Below are 16,856 nucleotides of genomic sequence, written 5' to 3' on the forward strand. Positions count from 1 at the left end.
CCCGCCGTCGCTATGCTGCGGGGTCTATGCAGGAGCCGGGTTGGCGGCGATGGGGGCGCTCAGCTATTCCACTGGGGCGCAAAATCTGGGCTCACAACCCGCTGATCCTTCGGCAGCGCCGCGATCAAGGTCCGGTCATCATCATCCAGTTGCACGTCCAGTGCCGCCAGGTTGGCCAACTGGTTCTGGCGGCTGCTGGCTTTTGGAATCACCGCCACGCCATCCTGGTCCAGCAGCCACTTGAGCGCGACCTGGCTTGGCAGGACGCCATGCTTGGCGGCGATATCGCCAATAGCCTGCTGTTCCGCGGCCCGTCCGCGCGCCAGCGGCGTGTAGGCAGTCAAGAGCAGGTCATGCTGACGCGCGTAGTCCAGCAGCGGCTGCTGGCTGAGCAGCACGTGGTACTCCACCTGGATCGCCGACAGCGGCGCCCCCAGCTCCTCGACCACCTGGCGCAACAGGCCGAGCGGGAAATTGGCCACGCCGATACTGCGCGCCTTGCCTTCCTCGTGCAGGGTGACCAGTGTCTCGATACTGCGGGCCAGGTCCATGTCCTTGGCGGGCCAATGGATATGGAACAGGTCTACCTGGTCGGTGCCCAGGAGACGCAGGCTGTCCTCCAGCGATTGACGCATGGCCTTGGGTTCGAGCTTGTCCCACCAGACCTTGGTGGTCAGGTGGATGGCTTCGCGCGGCACTTCGCTCTCGCGCAGGGCCTGGCCGACCGCGGCCTCATTGTCGTAGGCGGTGGCGGTATCGATGTGCCGATAACCCAGCTCCAGCGCCTGGCGGACCGCTGTGGTGCATTCGCTGCCGGTCATTGGCCAGGTGCCCAGGCCGATACAGGGCAAGTCCAGACCGTTGCGGGTTGTTAACCTATGCATGAGAACTCCTTGTAGGGGGGAGGAACGGGCATTGATGGTGCGTGTGTGTTGCGGCCTGGGCCATGTGCCTGAGGCAAAAAGTGGTCGATCAGCGAACGAAATCTTCTGGGCCTTGAGCGGGAACGGCAATGGGTCTTCCTTAAGTTGTCGTATCTCTTCTAGAATTCGACCTGCCGCACCTGCCTTTCACCCTGGCGCAGTATCCCGCCGCGCCGCCATCGAGAGCGCCATGAGTTCCAGCACACCGCTGTCCGGAGTCAATCAACCACTGCGAGGCATCGCCCTGGTGGTGGTGGCGACGTTTCTATTTGCCAGCCACGATGCCTTGTCCAAGTTTCTCGGCGGGCTTTACCCGATCATCATGGTGGTCTGGGCGCGCTATCTGGTGCATACCTTGCTGATGGCCGGGATCTTCCTGCCCAAGTCCGGCCTTAACGTGCTGCGGACTCGTCGCCCGGTGCTGCAGACCTTGCGTGCGTTGAGCCTGCTGAGCACCAGCCTGTTATTCACCACCGGCCTGCAGTACCTGCCGCTGGCCGAGGCGACGGCGGTCAACTTCCTTGCGCCGGTGCTGGTTACGGCATTGTCGGCACCGCTGCTCAAAGAGCGGGTGACGGCGGGGCAGTGGGTGGCGGTGGTGCTGGGGTTCGTCGGGGTGCTGGTGGTGGTGCACCCGGGAGGCGCGATGTTCACCCCGGCGATTCTGTACCCGTTCGGCTCGGCGCTGGGGTTCTGCTTCTACCAGTTGCTGACCCGTATCCTGGCCGCCCACGACAGCCCGACCACCAGCAACTTCTATGCAGGGTTGTGCAACACCTTGGTGATGACGGCGCTGGTGCCATTTTTCTGGGAAGTGCCGCGCTGGGATCATGCGCTGTTGATGCTGGCACTGGGCGGCTTTGGCATGAGCGCGCACTTGCTGCTAACCCAGGCGTTCCGCCATGCGGCGCCGGCGCTGTTGGCACCGTTCAGTTACTGCCAGATCGTATTCGCCGGGTTGCTCGGCCTGCTCATTTACCGGCAGGTGCCGGACAGTGCCAGCCTGATCGGGATCGCCGTCATCTGCCTGAGCGGTTTGGGTGCGGCGTGGATGCAGCGCAGGAAGTGACCGTCATTGCGTGCAGCTGGATGTGGAAGAACCCATGCATTGCGAAGGGGCTGCTCGATGGCCACATGGGTCAGGCACGCCCCCCCAGCAAGCTGCTCAACGACGCATCGAAGTCTCGCAACGCATCGGCCTGCACTGCCTGCTCATCGTCGATAACCCGTGTCACATCGCCAAGCGCCTTGTGCGCCCGTCCCTCGGCACGGCCGATGTAGGTCAGCTGGTCGTCGAAGAAGCGTGCTACCACACGGCTTTCGATATCGGCGCTGGCGAGTCGGCTTTCGCTATCGAGGAGCACGATGATGTCCGGGCGATCAGCCAACAGTGTGTCCAGGTCGTCATAGAACGTCACTTCGGCGAACTGTTGGGCCAGTGATTTGGCCAGCCAGTCGTAGGCTTGGCTGCCGCTGTTGAGGGTGGCGACCGGAATGCTGCGGTTCTGCGCGGGCGCAGTGCGTTCGTCGCGATGGCGCTGCAGGTAGTCGAGTGTCGAGGCGCCGTTGCGCCCCAGCAGTACTGCGACATGCTGGCCGGGCGCAAGCACCACACTGGACATTGCGGTGGCGGAGTAAAAATGCCCGTCGGGCCTGGCGTCGTGGTTCGCTGCAGGCGCCGCACAGCCGCTGAGAGCCGCGAGCAGGACGAGCAGGGCTGCGATCATGCCGGTTTTCATCGGGAAACCTCGTCAATGCATCAATGCCGCCATCTTCCGCCAGGCACTGCTTGCGGCGGAACTCGATGCTGTTCATGGTGGCTATTGACGAGGTCGATGAATCAACGAGGGTCGGCCATGAACTGCATGATCCGCTCGCGCAGCCAGCGTTCAGCCGGGTCGTTGTCCTGGGCGCCGCTCCAGACCATCGACAGCTCTGCCTCGGTGACATCGAACGGTGCGGGGTCGGCGCGCAGGCTGCCATCGTCGGCCAGGGCACAGGCGGCATAGTCCGGCACCGTGGCGATCAGTTCGGTGTTACGCAACAAGGCCCGAAGGCTGCCGAACTGCGGCACTGCAAGGACCACCTTACGGCAGCGGCCGATGCGGGCCAGGTCAAGGTCGATGTTGCCGCTCATGTCGCCCGAGAAGGACACCATCACATGGGGGCGGGCGCAGTATTCGTCCAGGGTCAGCGGGCCGGGGCGGTCATCGGCGCGCAGCACCCGCACACCGATGTTGCGCAGCTTGCGACGCTTGGCCGTGGCCGGCAGGTCGGTGGTGTAGCTCACGCCGACGGAAATTTCGCCGCTGGACAGTAGCCCTGGCATCAGCAGGAAGTTGGCTCGACGCACCACCACACTGATCTCAGGGGCCTCTTCGCGCAGGGCTTGGAGCAGGGCGGGAAACAGGCCGAACTCGGTGTCGTCCGACAGGCCCAGGCGAAACACGTTGCAGCTGTTGGCCGGATCGAAATCCCGCGCCCGGCTGATCGCCGCGGAAATCACGTCCATGGCCGGCCCAAGCTCGGCAAAAATCTGCATCGCCCGCGGCGTCGGCTCCATGGCCCGGCCATTGCGGATCAGCAGCGGGTCGTCGAACAGCTCCCGCAGGCGGGCGAGGGCGGCGCTGACCGTGGATTGGGTGATGAACAGCTTTTCGCCGACACGGGTCAGGTTGCGTTCGATCATCAGGGCTTCGAACAGCACCAGCAGGTTCATGTCGACGCGGCGCAGGTCATTGCGGTTCATGTGCTTGGCTCTGGGCGTCAGTGGTTGGCGATGAATTGAAGCACGCCGAGGGCCCTTTTGCCTTGTATGGATGTGCCCGGCCTTTGACCGGGAAAAAGCATACGCTGACGCTATCGCCCCGCAATAGCCACTCTATTAGAAGTCTGCCCAAGGTCGGCTAGTCTTGTCCCTGGCTCCGCGAATTGTGCGTGCGGGCGGCGTGTCAGCACCTGTGTGCAAGACCGAGCCGCGGCGCCGTGGCAAGGTCGCTAGCCCCGTGTCGGCACGCGTCCGACCCAACCTGATGAGGGGTAGGCATGAGCCCCTGTGCTCAGCTGAAAGAACACCTGGCATAGACCGGAAATCTGGATAACCGACCCAAAAGGTAACCGCAGATGTCGAACGAATCGAAATGCCCGTTCCATCAAACCGCAGGTGGCGGCACCACCAACCGCGACTGGTGGCCTGACCAGCTCAATCTTAGGATTCTCCATCAACATTCCTCGAAGTCCGACCCGATGGACAAGGACTTCGATTACGCCAAGGCGTTCAAGAGCCTCGATTTCCAGGCCCTGAAGAAAGACCTGACCGCCTTGATGACCGATTCCCAGGACTGGTGGCCAGCCGACTTCGGTCACTATGGCCCATTGTTCATCCGCATGGCCTGGCATAGCGCGGGCACCTACCGCATCGGTGACGGCCGTGGTGGCGCTGGCTCTGGGCAGCAGCGTTTCGCCCCGCTCAACAGCTGGCCGGACAACGTCAGCCTGGACAAGGCACGGCGCCTGCTGTGGCCGATCAAGCAAAAGTACGGAAACAAGATTTCCTGGGCCGACCTGATCGTGCTCACCGGCAACGTTGCCCTCGAATCGATGGGCTTCAAGACCTTCGGTTTCTCGGGTGGGCGTGCCGACGTCTGGGAACCAGACGAAGACGTGTATTGGGGCTCGGAGAAAGTCTGGTTGGGTGGCGATACCCGCTATGGCAAGGCCCAAGCGCCCGGCCAGGGCGACCTGGTGGCCGAACCGGCCAAGCGTCCGGAAGAAGAGAGCCGTACGCTCTCCGGCGAGCGTAATCTTGAAAACCCGCTGGCCGCTGTGCAGATGGGCTTGATCTACGTGAACCCGGAAGGCCCGGAGGGCGTTCCCGACCCAGTGGCCTCGGGCAAGGATATCCGTGAAACCTTTGGCCGCATGGCCATGAACGATGAAGAAACGGTTGCCCTGATTGCCGGCGGCCACGCCTTCGGCAAGACCCATGGTGCCGGCCCGGCCGACAACGTCGGGCCCGAGCCGGAAGCCGCGGGGCTGGAGCTGCAGGGCCTGGGCTGGGCCAACAAGTTCGGCACCGGCAAGGGCGGCGATACCATCACCAGTGGTCTGGAAGTGACCTGGACCTCGACCCCGACCCGCTGGAGCAACGAGTACCTGAACAACCTGTTCAACTTCGAGTGGGAACTGACCAAGAGCCCGGCGGGTGCGCACCAATGGCGACCCAAGGACGGCAAGGGGGCCGGCACCGTGCCGGATGCCCACGACCCGGCCAAACGCCACGCGCCGTCCATGCTCACCTCTGACCTGGCCTTGCGCTTCGACCCGATCTACGAGCCCATCGCCCGTCGCTTCAAGGACAATCCCGACCAGTTGGCGGATGCCTTCGCCCGCGCCTGGTACAAGCTGATCCACCGTGACATGGGGCCTCTGGCTCGTTACCTGGGCCCGGAAATGCCCAACGAAGAGCTGCTGTGGCAAGACCCGTTGCCGAAAGTCGATCATCCGTTGGTGAACGAGCAGGACATCGCGACGCTTAAGGCCAAGGTGCTGGCGTCGGGCCTGAGTGTTGCCGAGCTGGTGTCCACCGCCTGGGCTTCGGCCTCGACGTTCCGCGGGTCGGACAAGCGAGGGGGCGCGAACGGCGCTCGCCTGCGTCTGGCGCCGCAAAAGGACTGGGCTGCCAACCAGGGCGTTGAGAACGTGTTGACGGCGCTGGAAAAGATCCAGAGCGAGTTCAACAGTGGCGGCAAGAAGGTCTCCCTGGCCGACCTGATCGTGCTGGCCGGCAACGCGGCGGTGGAGAAGGCCGCCAAGGACGCCGGGCACGATGTCAGCGTGCCGTTCCATCCTGGGCGTGTCGATGCCAGCCAGGCGCAGACCGATGTCGAGTCGTTCGCCGTGCTGGAGCCGCTGGCTGACGGCTTCCGCAATTTCACCAAGGCGCGCTACAGCGTCAAGGCCGAGAAATTGCTGCTGGACAAGGCGCAGTTGCTGACCCTCACCGCTCCAGAGCTGACGGTGCTGATCGGCGGCTTGCGTGTGCTGGGGGCCAACCATGGTGGTTCAAAGCATGGGGTGTTCACCAACAAGCCCGGCAGCCTGAGCAACGACTTCTTCCGTAACCTGCTGGACATGGGCGTGGAATGGAAGTCGACCTCGGCCGACAACGACACCTTCGAGGGGCGCGATCGCAAGACCGGGCAAGTGAAGTGGACCGGCACCCGGGTTGACCTGGTGTTCGGCTCCCATGCCCAACTGCGAGCCTTGAGCGAGGTGTACGGCAGCAGCGATGGCAGCGCCAAGTTCGTCAAGGACTTCGTCGCGGCCTGGGCCAAAGTGATGGAACTCGACCGCTTCGACTTGCCGCGTTGAGTCCCCTCCCCAAGGCCTGATGCGACAGGCCTCGAGTTACCCTCCGGTTGCGATGTTTTGCCGGAGGGCGACTCACCCCTGGGTTTCCTGAAACATCAGTCATTCCCCCTTCCAATCTGCCGACGGAAGTTTGCTGTTAGTGCATGCTTCCCCATAAGACGCAGGCAGTAATCGCAGCAAGGGTGCGCTATCATGCGGCCCTTTTTTCGCGTGCATAGGTGGCTGTCTGACAGCTGTTCGTTCCATTGGCGTTTATTGGGGGCGTGGGCGGTTATAGATCGCCGCGGCGTCAAGGAAGGCTTTGGGGAAGTGTGTTCCCTGATTGTAACCAGGTGGTGTGTGTGGGTCGTATCAAGCTGTATTGGTGTCGCGGTAGCGGGCGTAAAGACCCGAACCGTCAAAACTTCGGAGACTACCTCTCTGCCGATATCGTCGAGTTCGTATCCGGCAAGAAAGTCGAACATTCGCCGATAAAATCCGCCGAACTCATTGCCATTGGCAGTGTCTTGGGGCGCGAGAAGAAAGCCAGGATCTGGGGCTTTCCACGCAAGCTGCACATCTGGGGGGCAGGCACCGCAGACGCGCAGGATCTGTTCTCGAGTCGGCACTACTACCACGCGGTACGTGGGCAGAAATGCGCATCGCGTATCCAAGGTTTGAAACGCCAGCCTGTGCTGGGCGACCCTGGGCTGCTTTCGTCTTCACTGGTCAACAGGCCACTGCACAAGCACACCCGCATCGGCATCATTCCACATATCAATCACCGTGCTGCTCCCGTCATCAAGGCGCTCTTACAGCACCTGCCGGGTTCGAAGGTCATTGATGTGTATTCGCCAGTAAAACAGGTGTTGTCCGAGATAGCCTCCTGTGAGTTCGTGCTGTCCACCAGTCTGCATGGGCTGATCGTTGCAGATTCCTACGGTGTGCCCAATAAATGGATGGCCATGGAAAGAAATGCCAACTGGGAGTTCAAGTTCCAGGACTACTACTCAGCCTTCGGCATCGTTGACCCCGCACCGATAACGCCCGACCAGATCTTGCAGGACGCTAATTGGTCTGTCGAAAGCTGCATGGGCGATTATCTTCGCCCAGGACTTGGCGATATCCAGCAAAACCTCATCAAGGCGTTCCCAGCGTTGTAACCGCCGATTCGACAAGCCGAGGCATTCGAGCTTCGGCTTGTCGACGGCCATAGCGCCAATTCCAGGTCGGATAGATACAAAAGCGTTCCCGAGCGTTCTGTTGCAATGCTTCCCAGGCGGCCGGCCTGAACAGCGTGCTCACAACCACAAGGAATACCGACCATGCAAATGCCCAAGACCCTGAGGATTCGTAACGGCGAGAAGGTGCAGCCCACCTTCAGCGCCCAGGAATACGCCGCTCGCCACGCCCGTCTGCGCGCCTACATGGCCGAGCACGACATCGAAGCCGCGATCTTCACCTCCTACCACAACGTCAACTATTACAGCGACTTCCTGTATTGCTCGTTTGGTCGTCCTTATGCGCTGGTGATCACCCAGGACAAGGTGGTGTCGATCAGCGCCAATATCGACGGCGGCCAACCCTGGCGCCGCACCGTAGGCACCGACAACATCGTCTACACCGACTGGCAGCGCGACAACTTCTACGTCGCCATCCAGCAGGCCCTGCCACTGGCGTCGCGCATCGGCGTGGAGTACGACCACCTCAACCTGCAGAACCACGCCAAGCTCGCCGCCTGCTACCCCAAGGCCGAGTTGCTGGACATCGGTGCTCCCTGCATGCGCATGCGCATGATCAAATCCGCCGAGGAACAGGCGCTAATTCGCCACGGCGCACGGGTGGCCGACATCGGTGGTGCGGCGGTCGTCGAAGCATTGCGCGACCAGGCACCGGAGTACGAAGTGGCGCTGCATGCCACCCAGGCCATGGTGCGCGAGATTGCCAGAAGTTTCCCCGATGCCGAATTGATGGACACCTGGACCTGGTTCCAGTCCGGGCTCAACACCGACGGTGCTCACAATCCGGTAACCAGCCGCAGGGTCAACAAAGGCGACATTCTCAGCCTCAACTGCTTCCCGATGATCGCCGGCTACTACACGGCGCTGGAGCGCACGCTGTTCCTGGACCACTGCCCAGACGAATACCTGCGCCTCTGGCAGGCCAACGTGGAAGTGCACGAGGCGGGACTGAAGCTGGTGCGCCCAGGCATGCGCTGCTGCGATATCGCCCGCGAGTTGAACGAGATCTTCCTGCGGCATGACCTGTTGCAGTACCGCACCTTCGGTTACGGCCACTCGTTCGGTACCCTCAGCCACTACTATGGCCGCGAAGCCGGGCTGGAGCTGCGCGAGGACATCGACACGGTGCTGGAACCGGGGATGGTGGTGTCGATCGAGCCGATGATCATGCTGCCGGAAGGGCGACCGGGGGCAGGCGGGTATCGCGAGCACGATATCCTCATCGTCAACGAGCATGGCGCCGAGAACATCACCAAGTTCCCGTATGGGCCAGAGCACAACATCGTTCGCAAGTAAGGACCGATGTCGGTCGCTTCGCGGGTGAACCCGCGCCCACCGGTCAGGCAGTGTGCTCAACAGCTGCCAGTACCCGTGGACGCTGGCTTGCCGGCGAGGCGGCCGAGGCATACAACAAGAACATCACTGAATGACCATCAGACCCTGCCTCCAATTAGAAGAATCAGAGGGTACCCGTCATGTCCAGCACCACCCTGAATGCATCCACACTCGACGCCGCCAGCCAGAGCGCCGAGCGCCAGGCCTTGCGCAAGGCCGCCCGCGCCAGCTTCATGGGCAACTTCGTCGAGTGGTTCGACTATGCCGCCTACGGTTACCTGGCCACCATCATCGCTGCGACCTTTTTCCCCCAGACCGACAAGACTACCGGCCTGTTGGCAACCTTCGCGGTATTTGCCCTGTCCTTTCTGGTCCGCCCTCTGGGCGGCATGGTGTGGGGACATTTTGGTGACCGCCATGGGCGACGCAATGCGCTGTCACTGTCGATCCTGATCATGTCGATCTCGACATTCTGCATCGGCCTGCTGCCGGGCTATGGGCAAATCGGCCTGTGGGCGCCATCCCTGCTGTTGCTCATTCGCCTGGTCCAGGGCTTCTCCGCCTCAGGCGAGTATGCCGGGGCTTCGGCGTTTCTGGCTGAATACGCGCCACCCGGGCGGCGCGGGCTCTACACCAGTATCGTGCCGGCCAGTACCGCGGCGGGGCTGTTGTTCGGTGCGACCTTCGTGGCGGTGCTGCACGAAGTGCTCAGTACCGAAGACCTGCACAGTTGGGGATGGCGCCTGCCGTTCCTGCTGGCCGCCCCCTTTGGCCTGGTCGGCCGCTACATCCGCATGAGCCTGCAGGACACGCCCAAGTTCCTGGAAATGGAGCAGCGTCTGGAGAGCAAGGCCTGCATGACCCCGGCACCGATTCGCGAATTGCTGTCCCGGCACCGTCGTAGCCTGGCCATTGGCATCGGCGTGACCTGCCTGAATGCCGTGGCCTTCTACCTGCTGCTGAGCTACATGCCAACCTACCTGTCCACCGAGATGGGCTTGAGCGAGCGGGATTCGTTCATCGCCTCGACCGTGTCGCTGGCGACCTACATCGGCCTGATTTTCCTGATGGGACGGCTGTCCGACCACTTTGGCCGCAAGACCATGCTGGTAGTGGCTTCGCTGTTGTTCCTGGGGCTCACCATTCCGCTGTTCAAGTTGCTCGAGGGCCAGCCGCTGCTGGTGATCCTGGCGATCCAGATTCTGTTCGGTGCGATGCTGGCGATGAATGATGGAACGCTGCCGTGTCTGCTGGCGGAAATCTTCCCCACCCGGGTTCGCTTCAGTGGCTTTGCCTTGTGTTTCAACGTGGCCAATGCGCTGTTCGGCGGCACGGCTCCGTTCATCGCCACCTGGTTGATTCAACTGACGGGCAACAAGCTGGCCCCAGCGGGGTATCTGCTGGCTGCAGCGCTGGTGGCGTTGGTGGCGATGCTGATGTGCCGGGAAACGGCGCATGCGGCCTTGAAGGACTGAGCCGTCGATACGCGCCTGATGGGCGGCGAGCCGGTTACTACGCAGCGCAAGCCGAACCCGCCAGGCGCCGGCTTGCCGGCGATCAGGCTGTCAGTGCAACGAAGCCTGTCGCCGTTCGCCCAACGGCGACAAGCCAAAGAACCGGCTATAGCTCTTGGAAAAATGCGCCGGCGAGCTGAACCCGCAGGCCAACGCCACTTCCCGCACCTGCACATTGCTGCGCAGCAGCAACTCCCGCGCCCGCGACAGGCGCAATTCCAGGTAGTACTGGCTAGGCGTGCGCTGCAGGTACTTGTGGAACAAACGCTCAAGCTGGCGGACGGTCACCTCGTTGAGGCTGGCCAGTTCCTCCAGGCCCAGCGGCTCCTCAAGATTCGCCTCCATGATCGCCACCACCTGGCTGAGCTTGGGCTGTGCGCTGCCCAGCAGAGTGCGCAAGGGCACCCGCTGACGTTCCCGCTCACCGCGTACCCGGTCGCACAGCAGCAGCTCGGCGGCCTTGGCGGCGATGTCCTGCCCACCGGCTTCACGGGCCACCAGCTGCAGCATCATGTCCATGGCGGCCACACCGCCGGAGCAGGTATAGCGGTCGCGGTCGAGCTCGAACAGCTGGCTGGAGATGACGATGCCGGGAAACTGCTCCTGCAGGGTCTGTAGGTCTTCCCAGTGGATGGTGCAGCGGTAGCCTTTGAGCAGGTCGGCCCGCGCGAGCAGGTAGCTGCCGGTACAGATACCGCCCAGCGGCAGCCGTTGTCGCGCCAGTTGACGCAGCCAGTCGATGAGTGGTCGATTGCTCTCGCGCCCTCGATCGATGGGGTTGGCGCCCACCACGAACAGGGCATCCAGCGCCGGGCTGTTGGCGATGCTATGGTCAGGCAAGACGCGCATGCCATTGCTGGCCATGACAGGGGCATCGCTGGCTGCGATCAGGACGGTGCGGAACAAGGTGCGGCGGGCTGCCAAGTTGGCCATGCGCAAAGTCTCCACCGCCGAGGCCAGGCCGATGGTGGTGAAGTTCGGCAAGACCAGGAATCCGAACGTTTTGGTCGTGGACGGCGTACCAATCGTTGAAGCGGGGTGGACCATTGCGATCTTCCTGTGCAAGCTGAGGCGTAATTCGTCAGGGGCAGTGAAAAATTGAAGCCTCATGTGTTTCTTGTAGTTATGGGTCGTTGCCGGGTCGATCTTACACCCCGCGTACAGCGACCAGGAATGGACCTGATTGCACAGAAAAGGTGAACGTTGGTGAAACCCGATTCCATGCTGGCTGCGCTGCCAGGTGTCTTCATGCCCGCCGAGTCGATCCAGGTACTGCCCGATGCCGCAGCCTATCGGGCCTGCCTGCTGGAGCGCATCAAGGCGGCCACCCGGCGCATCGTCATCGTCGCGTTGTACCTGCAGGAGGACGAGGCCGGCCAGGAGGTACTCGACGCGCTGTACCAGGCCAAAGCCGCGCGGCCGGGGCTTGAGATCGTCATCGTGGTCGACTGGTTCCGGGCCCGGCGCGGCCTCCTGGGGGCAGGGCGCCAGCCGGGCAATGCCGCGTGGTACCAGGCCCAGCGCCAGTTGCGCGGGTTGGATGTGGTGATTCACGGCGTCCCGGTGCAAACCCGCGAGCTGTTCGGCGTGTTGCACCTGAAAGGCAGCGTCATCGACGATTGCGTGATCTATACCGGCGCCAGCTTGAATAACGTCTATCTGCATCGATTCGACCGCTATCGCCTGGACCGCTACCATCTGTTTCACTCGCCGGCGTTGGCCGATGCCATGGTCGATCTGGTTCGACGCCTGCTGCATCATACCGCCACGCCGCGCCTGGACCTGCCGGCTCCGCCAGTGAACCGTGGCTTGCGCGCCGATATCCGGCGCCTGCGGGCTCGCTTGCGGCGCATGGCCTATGAGGTGCCAGCAGCGCAGCAGGGGGAGGGTGTGCGGGTGATTCCGCTGCTCGGCGTTGGGCGTGGCAACCTGCTCAACCGAACACTTTGCACGCTGTTGGCCACCGCCCGATCACAGATCATCATCAGCACGCCATACTTCAACCCGCCACGGGTACTGATGCGCGAGATCGACCATGCCTTGGAACGCGGCGTGCGCATCGAGCTGATCGTCGGTCACCGAACGGCCAACGACTTCTATATCACGCCCGGTGAGCCGTTCAGTGCCAGCGGTGCCTTGCCCTACCTGTATGAAGACAATCTTCGGACCTTCGCCCGCCGTCGCGATGGCGCCATCGCCAGTGGTCAGCTGGTGGTGCGGGTGTGGAACGATCCAGGGCATACCTTCCATGCCAAAGGGCTGTGGATCGACCAGCGTTATTCACTGCTGACCGGCAACAATCTCAACCCGCGCGGGTTCAACCTGGACCTGGAAAACGGTTTGCTGATCGACGACCCGCAAGGGCACTGGCTGGTACCTCGGGCATCCGAGCTTGAGTCGTTGCGCCACCATGCACCGAAGATTGCCTCGGCAGAAGAACTGAGTATCCAGGCCGAACATCCCAAGGAAGTGCGCAGGTTTTTGCGCAGGCTGCGCTACAGTCGATTGGAGCCTTTGATCAAGCGCGTGTTGTGAGGACGGGCCAGCGTCCAGGTTAACCTGAAGGCGGCATATTCAAATGGATGTGCCCCCTCTGAAAAGCCATGACAAGCGCATACAATCAGCGGCTTTCACGTTAACCAGATAGGCCAATCCGTATCATGGCGCTTGACCCTCCTACGATGCTGACCATTTCGATCGCCCTGGCCGCCGCGGCTGCCTTGTACCTGGCAATCGAGTGGCGTAGCGTTCGCGAACCTTCTTTGCTGTTCTGGAGTGCCGGGTTCGCCACGATCACCGTCGGTTCCACCTTGGCCTTGCTGCGGGGAGTCGGCCTGCTGCTGATCGGGATCTGGTTCGCCAACGGCTTGCTGGTGGTCGCCCACGCGTTCTTCCTGGCCGGGGTAATGCATTTCACCCAGGCGCGGTGGTCCAAAGCATGGCTGCTGATCGTGCTGGCGTGGTTCGCCTTGCTGCTGCTCCCCGTGGGGCCGCAGTGGTCAAAGGTCATGCTGATGGTCAACTCGCTGCTGGTGTCGCTGTTGACGCTCTGGGCCAGCTTCCTGCTGCGCCCGCATGGCAAATCATTGAGCGTGGGTGCGGTGCAACTGCGCTATGTGTTGCTCATCCATGGGCTGTTCTACGTCGCCAAGGCGGTCATCGCGATCATGCCGGGCACCTTGATCGACCTGGCCACCTTCGGCGGGCTGATCATCCAGATTTCCCTGGTCGAGGGGGCAATGGCGATCATGCTGATCGCCTTGTCGATGACGGGCACCGTGCGCTACAGGCGCGAAGAACGTATTGCCCGACTGGCCGCACGCGACCCACTGACGGCCCTGTACAACCGCCGTGCACTGGAAGTGCGTGCAACCCACCTGTTCAAGGATGTCAGCCCGGCGCGACCGGGGGCCTTGCTGCTGATCGATATCGACAATTTCAAGCTGGTCAACGACCTGCATGGTCATGCAGCTGGTGATCGCCTGCTGGTTACCCTGAGCGAAATGATTCGTGCGCTGCTACCAGAGCGTTCGCTGGCCGCCCGGCTGGGGGGCGATGAGTTCGTCATTCTGCTCAGCGATGCCAGTCGTGAGCGCGTGGAGGCGTTGGGTGGTCGATTGCGGGAGCAGTTTCGGGAGGCGGCGGCGCAGAACCTGCCAACACCTGAGGCGGTGACCCTGAGCATCGGTGCCAACCTGTTCGACCAGCCGCCAGTCAGTCTGGCCGCGCTGATCGAACAAGGTGATGTGGCGTTGTATCAGTCCAAGCGGGGTGGGCGTAACAGCATTCGGTTGGTTGACCGCACGGTGTAGCGCCTGCTCGGCTGGTCGCCATCGGCCGTGGGTCAGGCCACTACCTGGTAGCATGGCACGTAGGCCGCGCCGCCGGGCAGTTTCATTCGGTGCTGGTCGACGAACGCCTGCAACAGACGACCCAATGGGTCCATCACGGCGCGGTCGCCGCGAATCTGGTACGGCCCGTGTTCCTCGATCAGGCGAATGCCCTTGTCCTTGACGTTGCCGGCTACGATCCCGGAAAACGCCCGGCGTAGGTTGGCCGCCAGCTCATGGGGCGGCAGCTCCCGGCGCAGGTCCAGATCCGCCATGTTCTGGTGAGTAGGGTCGAATGGACGCTGGAAGCTCTCCTCGATCTTCAGCAACCAGTTGAAGTGGAATGCGTCGTTTCGCTCGCGGCGGAACTGCTTGACCTCCTTGAGGCCCTCGACCATGTGCCGGGCCACCTCGGCCGGGTCGTCGATGATGATCTTGTACAGGCGGTGAGCGGCTTCGCCGAGGGTCGAGCCGACGAACTGGTGCAACTGCTGCAGGTAGGGTTCGGCACTGCGTGGGCCGGTGAGAATGACCGGGAACGGCAGGTCCTTGTTGTCCGGGTGCATGAGGATGCCCAGCAGGTACAGGAACTCTTCTGCAGTACCGGCACCGCCGGGGAAGATGATGATGCCGTGGCCGACACGGACGAAGGCTTCCAGGCGCTTCTCGATGTCCGGCAGGATCACCAATTCGTTGACGATCGGGTTGGGCGCCTCGGCGGCGATGATGCCCGGCTCGGTCAGGCCCAGGTAACGGCTGCCGTGCATGCGCTGCTTGGCGTGGGCAATGGTGGCACCTTTCATCGGGCCCTTCATCACACCCGGCCCGCAGCCGGTGCAGACGTCCAGCTTGCGCAGGCCCAGCTCGTGGCCGACCTTCTTGGTGTACTGGTACTCCTCGCTGCTGATCGAGTGACCGCCCCAGCACACGACCATTTTGGGCTCGACGCCCGGACGCAGGGTGCGTGCGTTGCGCAGCAGGTGGAAGACGTAGTCGGTGATGCCTTGGGAGCTTTCCAGATCGATGCGCTGGCTGGCCAGCTCGCTTTCGGTGTAGACGATATCGCGCAGGGCGCAGAACAGCATTTCACGGGTGCTGGCGATCATTTCGCCATCGACGAAGGCATCGGCCGGGGCATTGAGCAGCTCCAGGCGTACGCCGCGGTCTTGCTGGTGAATACGGACCTCGAAGTCTTGGTAGGCCTCAAGGATGGTCTTGGCATTGTCGACATGGGCGCCGGTGTTGAGGATGGCCAGGGCGCACTGGCGGAACAGGGTGTAGAGGCTACCGGTACCGACTTCACTCAGTTGTTGGACTTCACGTTGCGACAGCGTTTCCAGGCTGCCTTTGGGGCTGACGGATGCATTGATGACATTGCGTTGGGGCATCTAAGTCTTTCCTGTGCAGGTAAAACATCCTTCTTTGACACCACCATACCGACAATTTCACCTGGCAACGAGAGGGGTCAATAAAATCTTGACGTGGCATGGCCCTCTTCGCGGGTTTACCCGCGAAGAGGGCCATGCCACGTCAACCGCTCATCCGAACAGCTTTTGCACCCCCAGGGTAATGGCCAGGCCACCCCCGACCAGCCACAGGTTGAGGATCGCGCCGGTGGCCAACGCCCGGGGGCCGGCCTGGCGAATCTGGCTCAAGCGGGTTTCCATGCCCAGAGCGGTCATGGCCATGGTCAGGGCGAAGGTGTCGAGGCTGTTGACCGTCTGGATCAGCCCGCTTGGCAGGACCTGCAGCGAATTCACCAGCACCAGCGCGAGGAAACCGAAGGCGAACCAAGGCATGGCGATGCGCCCGTTGCCGTGCACCTGGCCGGCCTTGCGCGAGCGGCTGATCCACACACCCACTACCAGCAACACGGGGACCAGCAGCATGACCCGGGTCATCTTGACGATGGTAGCGATGTGCGTGGCCTCTGAGCTGATGTTGCTGGCGGCGCCCACCACCTGGGCAACTTCATGGACGGTGCCGCCGAGGAACAGGCCGGCACCGAGGGTGTCGAGCGGGATCCAGCCAGCATTGATCGCCAACGGGTAGAGAAACATCGACAGGGTGCCGAACAACACCACGCTGCCGACGGCCATGGCGCTTTTGTGCGGGGCGCTGCGCAGGGCGGATTCGAACGCCAGTACGGCGGCGGCGCCGCAGATCGCGCTGCCCGCGGCAGTAAGCAGCGCGGTATCGCGGTCCAGCTTGAGCAGTTTCATGCCGCACCAGAGGCCGATCAGCAGGGTGCTGACGACAATCAGCAGCGACACCGTCAACCCCGACCAACCGACCTCGGCGATTTCCTGCAGACTGACCCGTAGACCAAAGAATGCCACGGCAATTCGCAGCAGCTGGCGAGCAGAAAAGTTGATACCTGCCGCCCAACTGTCAGGCACGCCATGGCGCAGCGCGTTGCCATACAGGGCACCTGCGACGATGCCGACGATCAGCGGGCTGATGCCAAGATTGGCGATGGCAGGCAGGCCGGCCAACTGGGTGACCGCAAGCGCGAACAGCGCGACGAACAGAACGCCATTGAGCCGCCCTCGGGTGGCGAGGGTAGGAGCAAAGGCAGGGTGGGACGGAACCGTGGCCATGTGAGTCCTCCGGAAAGGTGTTTCGACATGACCTACGTTAATCTGGTTATAAGCTTATAAA

At 62.5% G+C, this 16,856-nt stretch carries 13 protein-coding genes; 7 read left to right on the forward strand and 6 right to left on the reverse strand.

The genetic code is table 11. The features are described from left to right. Positions 1 to 59: 59 nt before the first annotated feature. Entirely contained in the window at positions 60 to 884 is an 825-nt protein-coding gene (locus H620_RS0108750) for an aldo/keto reductase (protein ID WP_027907186.1), read from the reverse strand. 229 nt (positions 885 to 1,113) lie between these two features. On the opposite strand from H620_RS0108750, the gene H620_RS0108755 reads away from it, so the two are divergent. After that, entirely contained in the window at positions 1,114 to 1,992 is an 879-nt protein-coding gene (locus H620_RS0108755; RefSeq protein ID WP_023380233.1) for a DMT family transporter, read from the forward strand. Positions 1,993 to 2,062: 70 nt separating this feature from the next. On the opposite strand, the gene H620_RS0108760 is transcribed toward H620_RS0108755, so the two are convergent. Then, the gene (locus tag H620_RS0108760) at positions 2,063 to 2,662 is read right to left on the reverse strand and encodes a hypothetical protein (protein WP_027907187.1); all 600 of its coding nucleotides are present in this window, start codon (positions 2,660 to 2,662) and stop codon (positions 2,063 to 2,065) included. 101 nt (positions 2,663 to 2,763) lie between these two features. Continuing rightward, positions 2,764 to 3,672 (reverse strand): LysR family transcriptional regulator, encoded by a 909-nt coding sequence (locus H620_RS0108765; protein WP_023380235.1) that lies wholly within the window; start codon positions 3,670 to 3,672, stop codon positions 2,764 to 2,766. A 374-nt stretch (positions 3,673 to 4,046) separates the two neighbouring features. Here H620_RS0108765 and katG point away from each other — a divergent pair, with 374 nt between their 5' ends. The 4 genes from katG to H620_RS0108785 all read left to right on the forward strand — a co-directional run bounded on the left by katG (position 4,047) and on the right by H620_RS0108785 (position 10,326). Further along, positions 4,047 to 6,296 (forward strand): catalase/peroxidase HPI, encoded by a 2,250-nt coding sequence (katG, locus tag H620_RS0108770; RefSeq protein ID WP_023380236.1) that lies wholly within the window; start codon positions 4,047 to 4,049, stop codon positions 6,294 to 6,296. A 341-nt stretch (positions 6,297 to 6,637) separates the two neighbouring features. Beyond that, complete coding sequence (locus H620_RS0108775) at positions 6,638 to 7,438, forward strand: polysaccharide pyruvyl transferase family protein (protein WP_023380237.1); 801 nt, start codon at positions 6,638 to 6,640, stop codon at positions 7,436 to 7,438. A gap of 162 nt (positions 7,439 to 7,600) precedes the next feature. Then, the gene (locus tag H620_RS0108780) at positions 7,601 to 8,812 is read left to right on the forward strand and encodes a M24 family metallopeptidase (RefSeq protein ID WP_023380238.1); all 1,212 of its coding nucleotides are present in this window, start codon (positions 7,601 to 7,603) and stop codon (positions 8,810 to 8,812) included. A gap of 179 nt (positions 8,813 to 8,991) precedes the next feature. Continuing rightward, positions 8,992 to 10,326 (forward strand): MFS transporter, encoded by a 1,335-nt coding sequence (locus H620_RS0108785; protein ID WP_023380240.1) that lies wholly within the window; start codon positions 8,992 to 8,994, stop codon positions 10,324 to 10,326. A gap of 90 nt (positions 10,327 to 10,416) precedes the next feature. Here H620_RS0108785 and H620_RS0108790 read toward each other — a convergent pair whose 3' ends face one another. Then, positions 10,417 to 11,412: a GlxA family transcriptional regulator gene (locus tag H620_RS0108790; protein WP_027907189.1), complete on the reverse strand. Its 996-nt coding sequence runs from the start codon at positions 11,410 to 11,412 to the stop codon at positions 10,417 to 10,419. Positions 11,413 to 11,571: 159 nt separating this feature from the next. Here H620_RS0108790 and pssA point away from each other — a divergent pair, with 159 nt between their 5' ends. Together pssA and H620_RS0108800 are read left to right on the forward strand one after the other, a co-directional pair. Continuing rightward, on the forward strand, positions 11,572 to 12,900 hold the full coding sequence (gene pssA / locus H620_RS0108795; protein ID WP_027907190.1) for a CDP-diacylglycerol--serine O-phosphatidyltransferase: 1,329 nt from the start codon (positions 11,572 to 11,574) through the stop codon (positions 12,898 to 12,900). A 125-nt stretch (positions 12,901 to 13,025) separates the two neighbouring features. After that, the gene (locus H620_RS0108800; RefSeq protein ID WP_081669660.1) at positions 13,026 to 14,177 is read left to right on the forward strand and encodes a GGDEF domain-containing protein; all 1,152 of its coding nucleotides are present in this window, start codon (positions 13,026 to 13,028) and stop codon (positions 14,175 to 14,177) included. Between the two features lie 32 nt (positions 14,178 to 14,209). On the opposite strand, the gene ppnN is transcribed toward H620_RS0108800, so the two are convergent. Next, positions 14,210 to 15,583 (reverse strand): nucleotide 5'-monophosphate nucleosidase PpnN, encoded by a 1,374-nt coding sequence (gene ppnN, locus H620_RS0108805; RefSeq protein ID WP_023380248.1) that lies wholly within the window; start codon positions 15,581 to 15,583, stop codon positions 14,210 to 14,212. A 150-nt stretch (positions 15,584 to 15,733) separates the two neighbouring features. Then, positions 15,734 to 16,795 (reverse strand): YeiH family protein, encoded by a 1,062-nt coding sequence (locus H620_RS0108810; protein WP_027907192.1) that lies wholly within the window; start codon positions 16,793 to 16,795, stop codon positions 15,734 to 15,736. Between the last annotated feature and the right edge of the window lie 61 nt (positions 16,796 to 16,856).

Source organism: Pseudomonas taiwanensis DSM 21245, from assembly GCF_000425785.1.
Classification (GTDB): Bacteria; Pseudomonadota; Gammaproteobacteria; order Pseudomonadales; family Pseudomonadaceae; genus Aquipseudomonas; species Aquipseudomonas taiwanensis.